Annotated in this window: 5 protein-coding genes; 4 read left to right on the top strand and 1 reads right to left on the bottom strand. The window is 47.1% G+C overall.

From position 1 onward, the window contains the following. Positions 1-40: 40 nt before the first annotated feature. On the bottom strand, positions 41-835 hold the full coding sequence (locus ACJMLT_RS00960) for an EFR1 family ferrodoxin (protein ID WP_405725222.1): 795 nt from the start codon (positions 833-835) through the stop codon (positions 41-43). 213 nt (positions 836-1,048) lie between these two features. Here ACJMLT_RS00960 and ACJMLT_RS00955 point away from each other — a divergent pair, with 213 nt between their 5' ends. From ACJMLT_RS00955 to ACJMLT_RS00940, 4 genes are all read left to right on the top strand, one after another. After that, complete coding sequence (locus ACJMLT_RS00955; protein ID WP_405725219.1) at positions 1,049-1,474, top strand: GTP pyrophosphokinase; 426 nt, start codon at positions 1,049-1,051, stop codon at positions 1,472-1,474. A 5-nt stretch (positions 1,475-1,479) separates the two neighbouring features. Next, positions 1,480-2,184 carry a DNA alkylation repair protein gene (locus ACJMLT_RS00950; RefSeq protein ID WP_405725216.1) on the top strand — a complete coding sequence of 235 codons (705 nt, stop codon included), beginning with the start codon at positions 1,480-1,482 and terminating at the stop codon, positions 2,182-2,184. Positions 2,185-2,324: 140 nt separating this feature from the next. Next, the gene (locus ACJMLT_RS00945; RefSeq protein WP_405725213.1) at positions 2,325-3,257 is read left to right on the top strand and encodes a (4Fe-4S)-binding protein; all 933 of its coding nucleotides are present in this window, start codon (positions 2,325-2,327) and stop codon (positions 3,255-3,257) included. Positions 3,258-3,424: 167 nt separating this feature from the next. Continuing rightward, positions 3,425-3,759: precorrin-2 dehydrogenase/sirohydrochlorin ferrochelatase family protein (locus tag ACJMLT_RS00940; protein ID WP_405725210.1), on the top strand; the 335-nt coding region annotated here is incomplete at its 3' end.

Genomic DNA, 3,759 nt, shown 5'->3' with positions numbered 1-3,759 from the left:
ATGATCATAGTCAAAAAGAAAGCAAGGATGCGTTTCATTTTCATTCAGTCATTTCTCCATTCTCTTCTGTTTGGTAAATCGGGTGTACATAGCGGCCGCGGTTGGCGGTCTTTTTGCCATACTGGATGGCTTGGGCAGGGCAGCGATTGATGCATGCCAGACACATGTGGCACTGGTCTTCTGTCCAGACGGGTCTGCCGGCGGTCATTTCGATACAGCCGCTGGTGCAATGATATTCACACAGACCGCAGCCAATGCAGGCATCAGTCACATAAAAGGGTTTTGTTTTCATGCCGCCCAAAGTGAAGGCAGGGTTTGCGATGCCGCTCAGCACCGTAGAAAATCTGCCTCGTTTCACACGGAAAAAGTCACTCCAGCCCAGTTTGACGGCACGAAGGATGTTGTCCAGTGTCTGTTCTGCCTTTTCGAATTTTTCTGCGACCTCTTCGGCAGAGTCTGGTTCAAAGAGGGTGATGCAGTTATCAGGCATGATAACGGAAAAGCCGCTGTCCAGCATCAGGCCGTTTTCTTCCAGCGCTTTTTCGAAAATATCCATGGTTTTGCCGGCAGAGCTGCCGCAGGTGCAGACTGCGAAAATATAGGGGTCGCCGGAATAATATAATTCCAGATTTTTTACGAACTCGGTGACCACCCGGGGAGGGGCCCATGCGTAAACGGGGAAGACAAAGCCCAACTTTTCGCCCTCTGCCAGAGTGTGTGTATAGTTATTTTCTTTTGCCGCAACGGAAATATCCATCAGGTCTTCGCCCAGACCTTCTGCCAGTGTTTTTGCCGCTGCATAGGAATTGCCTGTTCCGCTGAAATAATAGATCATAGAAGTTCCCCCTCTTCAAATGATTTGTCGAAAAGTACTGATTGATTACATAATATCATACTTTTTCAAAAAAGGTTTAAAGAAAATCTTAACTTTTTCACTTTTTTTCAAATTTCGGGGATCCTGTTCTATAGACGCGGAAAAGGGAGAAAAAGTTCGCCTTTACACCAAAAATTTTCAAGTTTATACTGAAAACAGAAAGAGGTGAGGGGCATGCTGGAAAAAGCGGCAAAACTGGCGGAAAAAGCCCATCAGGGACAGGTGGATAAAGGTGGACAGCCCTATATTCTGCATCCCGGACGGGTGATGGAACAATGCGAAACGGAAACGGAAAAGATCGTCGCCCTTCTCCATGATGTGATGGAGGATACCCCCTATACACTGGAGGATCTGCGGCAGGAAGGATTTTCGGAAGAAGTGCTGGAAGCCCTCCTCTGCCTGACCCACAGGAAGGGGGAATCTTATACGGCATATATCGGGCGTGTCTGCGAAAATCCGCTGGCGGCGCGGGTGAAATATGCGGATCTGCAGGATAATATGGATCTTCGCCGGATTCCCGAACCGACGGAGCGGGACTTTGCCCGTCTGGAAAAATACAAAGGGGCAAAATTGCGTATCGAAAAAGCATTGGGGAGGTGATTCCCATGGATCAGTGGACAAAAGAAACATACGAAGCCTTTCGCCAGGAGTTGTTTGCGCAGGGGGAGGAGGAATATAAGAACTTCAATACAAAACTCCTTCGTTCCCAACTGCCTGTCATCGGTCTGCGGGTGCCTTTCCTGCGGAAAAAGGCCAAGGAGATCGCAAAAGGGGACGGCATCGGCTTTTTGCAGGTCTGCGGCGGGGAGACCCATGAGGAACGTCTGCTGTATGGGCTGGTGGCGGCGGCGCTGCCCCTTTCCTATGAAGCATTCCTGCCTTACTGCGACTATTACACGGAGCATCTGGCGGAAAACTGGGCCCATTGTGATATTTTTTCTTCCTCGGTAAAGAAGATCATCAAAGGGAAAGAAGGGGTATTTTTTCAGCATATCGAAAAATACCTGGCATCGGAAAATCCCTGGGCGGTGCGTATGGGGCTGGTTCTGATGCTTTCCAATTATCTGACGGAGGATTATCTGACGAAAGTGATCGAAAGAACGGATGCTGCCCGTTCCGATCATTATTATGTACGCATGGGGCAGGCGTGGCTTCTTGCGACGGTCTGGGCAAAGGACAGGGATCGTATGATGGAATACATCAGCCATCATCATCTGGATGACTGGACATTTCGCAAATTCATTCAGAAATGCTGTGAATCCTACCGTGTTTCCAAGGAAGATCAGGCGTTTTTGCGCAGTTTAAAATGATAACAAAATTTAATCGATCGATAAATAATAATAATTTGATTTTATCGTAAAAAGGTGTATACTATCTGGAGAGGAAATAAGAGGTACTTACCTTAATTTATGGCAATATGGTCTTGGAAAGAGATTTTGGAGGGGAAAATATGAGCGTAACAGTAAGTGCGGATGACATCAAAAGAGTAAAAGGTCTGGGCTTCCTGCAGCAGAAAGGCACAGATACATTCAATGCCCGTGTGCTGACAAGAAACGGCAAGATCACAACGAAAGAAGCAATGCTGGTTGCAGAAGCGGCTGATCAGTACGGCAACGGTGAAATGGCTTTTACAACAAGACAGACGATCGAAGTGCAGGGCATCCATTATGATAACATCCCTGCTTTCACAGCGGCAATCGAAGCAGGGGGCCTTCTGGTTGGCGGTACAGGCCCCAAGGTTCGTCCTATCGTAAGCTGCAAGGGTACTACTTGTCAGTATGGTCTGTATGATACATATGGCCTGAGTGAAAAAATCCATGAAAGATTCTACATCGGTTATCATGGCGTGAAACTGCCTCATAAATTCAAAATTGCTACAGGCGGCTGCCCCAATAACTGCGTAAAACCCGATCTGAATGACGTGGGCATCATTGGTCAGAAAGTACCTAAATTCGACGCTGAAAAGTGCAGAAGCTGCAAAGTATGTGTGGTGGCAAAGGTTTGCCCCATGAAAGCGGCTTCCAAAGCAGAAGGCGAAAAACTGACATACGATAAAGAAAAATGCATCAACTGCGGCAGATGTCTGTATATGGCAAAATGTCCCTTCGGCGCAATGACAGAAGAAGTGACAGGCTATAAAGTGACACTGGGCGGCAGATGGGGCAAAAAAGTTGGTCAGGGCACACCCATGAGCAAGATCTTCACTTCTGAAGAAGAAGTGCTGGATACTGTAGAAAAAATCATCCTGTTCTTCAAGGATCAGGGCGTTGCCGGCGAAAGACTGGCAGATACAGTGGCAAGAGTCGGCTTCGAAAAAGCAGAAGCGATGATCCTGTCCAATGAACTGCTGGAAAGAAAAGCAGAAATTCTGGCGAAAGAATAATATCAAGTGAGTTCAATGCCGTTTGGCGTAAGCCTGACGGCATTTTCACTGTAAACGGATACGATAATTTGTGCAAAAGCAAATGCTTTTGCCAATCGGGTTCCAAGGGAATGATTCCCTTGGTGGGAGTTTGAGGGCAACGCCCTCAAGAAAACGGAGGAGAAAAAGTGAGTTATTTTCCTTTTTTTGTGGAGATCAAGGATAAAAAATGCCTTGTGGTGGGCGGCGGCACTGTTGCTCTCAGAAAAATTGAAAAATTACTGCCTTTCGGCGTGGATATCACCGTGGTTTCTCCTGCGTTCTGTGCGGAAATCGAGGAAATGACGGATATCCGAAAGATACAGAGACCTTTTGAAAAAAAGGACATCGAAGGGATGCTGTTTGTCATTGGGGCAACGGATGCGGAAGCGGTGAATGGGGAAATCTCTGCCCTTTGCAGAGAAAAGCATATCCCTGTCAATATTGTGGATGATCCTGCAAAATGTACCTTTTTCTTCCCTGC

This window comes from Anaerotignum sp., from assembly GCF_045122575.1.
Taxonomy (GTDB): domain Bacteria; phylum Bacillota; class Clostridia; order Lachnospirales; family Anaerotignaceae; genus Anaerotignum_A.
Note: the sequence above shows the minus strand (reverse complement) of the source record. Positions and strands in the feature narration are given on the sequence as shown.

Excerpts from the sequence above, each read along its gene's own strand:
- ACJMLT_RS00955 (WP_405725219.1), top strand. The coding sequence starts at position 1,049 with ATGCTGGAAAAAGCGGCAAAACTGGCGGAAAAAGCCCATCAGGGACAG.
- ACJMLT_RS00960 (WP_405725222.1), bottom strand. The coding sequence starts at position 835 with ATGATCTATTATTTCAGCGGAACAGGCAATTCCTATGCAGCGGCAAAA.
- ACJMLT_RS00945 (WP_405725213.1), top strand. The coding sequence starts at position 2,325 with ATGAGCGTAACAGTAAGTGCGGATGACATCAAAAGAGTAAAAGGTCTG.
- ACJMLT_RS00950 (WP_405725216.1), top strand. The coding sequence starts at position 1,480 with ATGGATCAGTGGACAAAAGAAACATACGAAGCCTTTCGCCAGGAGTTG.